We start from the raw sequence: 2,075 nt of genomic DNA, 5'->3' as shown, positions 1-2,075 counted from the left end.
CCTACATGTACAAAAGGATCGGTAAGGGATAAGCTTACATTGGCTACCAAGCCCAACATAAATATGCCTGCTGCTATGTAGCGTAGTTTGTTCTTAAATTTAGTTTTCATTTTAAATATGTAATTTTGTTCGAATTAATTTTGTTTTATCGTGCCTTTCGAGGTGTACGCCCTTGTCTCGCGTCAGCTTCCTGCTGGCCGGGGCAAGGTGTTTTCGGATACTTTTTTAAAGATTACATAGGCATCTGTCGTTTTATGAATGATACATTATTTCAATGATATAGCATCTAAGAGCCGGTTAGTTTTTTTATTGACCATAGTTTTTTCAGTAATCTTCTGTAATCCTTGTTAAGGCAGCGGTGTATTTTAATACACAGTCATTTTTCTGTGACTATAATAATTGTGATTTTAGCCTTGTTCTATTCATAACTTTTTTTGTCAAAACAGCCCAATCCTTAGATAAATTATCTCCGCGTCGCCGGTCAGCATTTTCGGATTGATGTCAAACTCCAAAAAACCGGTAAGGTCTGCTGGTTTAAACCCGAATGCTGCACCAGTACTTATCTCACAGCCATTTTGGATGCTCACAACGAAGTCTATTGTATCATCCGGGTTAAACATTATCTTATCTACTTATATTTCTTTTTTCTTTTTTTAAGTCACTGTGAAATGGCTTTTCAAGGATAATAACAGCATTTCAAGAAACTCTAAGCAGAATCAATTTAAAAAGTTAAAAGTCAAATTCAATGATATTTGGATATTCATCCACGAAGGTTATCCCATAAAACTTTCTTGCCTGCTCATCCACAGTGATGCCTGCTAAAGATATATCAAAAGTGTAATGACCTTTAAGATTACCGCTATAGTCAAATACAAAAATTTCATTATTATACTTTTTAAATGAATTCACCTCCAATGAACTGGCTCCCGAGAAACTAACATAAAAGACTTTGTTTCCGCATGTTACATCACCATAACAATACCGGCTTGTACTACGATCTACAGCAAGCATAGGATATCCTGCAGAATGATCCACTTCAAATTTTGGCATATGATTAATTGGCCCCCTAATAGAAACTACTTTTCCGGAGGTTTTATCCAATATTTCGATCCTGTCAACCATCAGGCAGGCTAAGATATAATACTGCTTGCCCCTGCTTGCTTTAAAGACACCTCTGTGCAGGGATGATATGATATTATAGGGTAATTTTCTACCGACCATATGATCCCAGGTATCATAAGTATTGATTCTGTTTCCAGCTCCGGCAAATTCTACAAACTTGTCCTTTCCATCCACAAGTATTGACATATACGTGGAGTCAGAAGAAAACTCAAAATCACTTATCAGAAACATATCATTTTTAAATTTGATAGCCTCAGAAGAAAGGGCACTATTGCTGATAATATCGAACTTATTTATTTGTTTTGAGCCTAATTGATAAACCCAAAATTCATTTTTATGGTTACTATGTAGTAATCTCCAGGGTTTTAGAATTTCTCCGGGCCCCTTTCCTTTCACACCCATCTTATGAATTGTTTTCTTGCTCTTTTTGTCAATGATGTGCAAAAAAGTGTCGGCCACGTGCTCACTTACCACAAGATGGTTATCAAGGTTAAGAATTCTTCTGGGAAAACCTATATCCGGAATATTCCACTTCTTTCCCTTCAGTGCTTTACTGTATGGTAGATCGTTGTAAGTAAAATTTTTGATTTCATAATGTTCAGGATGTTTCTGACCACAAGAAAACAATAAAAATAATATCAAGAAGCAAAGTATGTATTTCATGTGTATGAGTTTAATTTTCAACGATCACCCCGCAATCCTGCGGGGCAGGCTATAGAATTCGCGATCAACATTCATCAACCGGTTGGTACAAATTCGGTCTCGAATGTTTATGCTCATTTCATGATAATATAGGGTTATATAAAGGCTTCCCCGATATTCGGGGAGCCTGTTAAGCAGTTATCAAGCAGGGCATTCTGGACATTCATGCCCATTACAGTTAGTTGCATCGGAAATCCATGTAGCGTCTGCAAATATCATTCCATCAGGGTGTCTGCATGATGCATCTAATT

General features: G+C 36.7%; 2 protein-coding genes. Both read right to left on the bottom strand.

Annotation, left to right across the window (positions count from 1 at the left end):
- Positions 1 to 437 precede the first annotated feature (437 nt).
- On the bottom strand, positions 438 to 620 hold the full coding sequence (locus AC04NP_RS30395) for a hypothetical protein (protein ID WP_482863891.1): 183 nt from the start codon (positions 618 to 620) through the stop codon (positions 438 to 440).
- Between the two features lie 109 nt (positions 621 to 729).
- Positions 730 to 1,785, bottom strand: coding sequence for a BF3164 family lipoprotein (locus AC04NP_RS30390; RefSeq protein ID WP_482863890.1), 1,056 nt, complete (start codon positions 1,783 to 1,785; stop codon positions 730 to 732).
- Between the last annotated feature and the right edge of the window lie 290 nt (positions 1,786 to 2,075).

Source organism: Agaribacillus sp. DX54 (assembly GCF_056858335.1).
The sequence above is the reverse complement of the archived record's forward strand: the minus strand, read 5'-3'. Positions and strand labels throughout refer to the sequence as shown.

Bases quoted from the DNA above. Each gene is read 5' to 3' on its own strand.
- AC04NP_RS30395 (WP_482863891.1), bottom strand. From the start codon at position 620: ATGTTTAACCCGGATGATACAATAGACTTCGTTGTGAGCATCCAAAAT.
- AC04NP_RS30390 (WP_482863890.1), bottom strand. From the start codon at position 1,785: ATGAAATACATACTTTGCTTCTTGATATTATTTTTATTGTTTTCTTGT.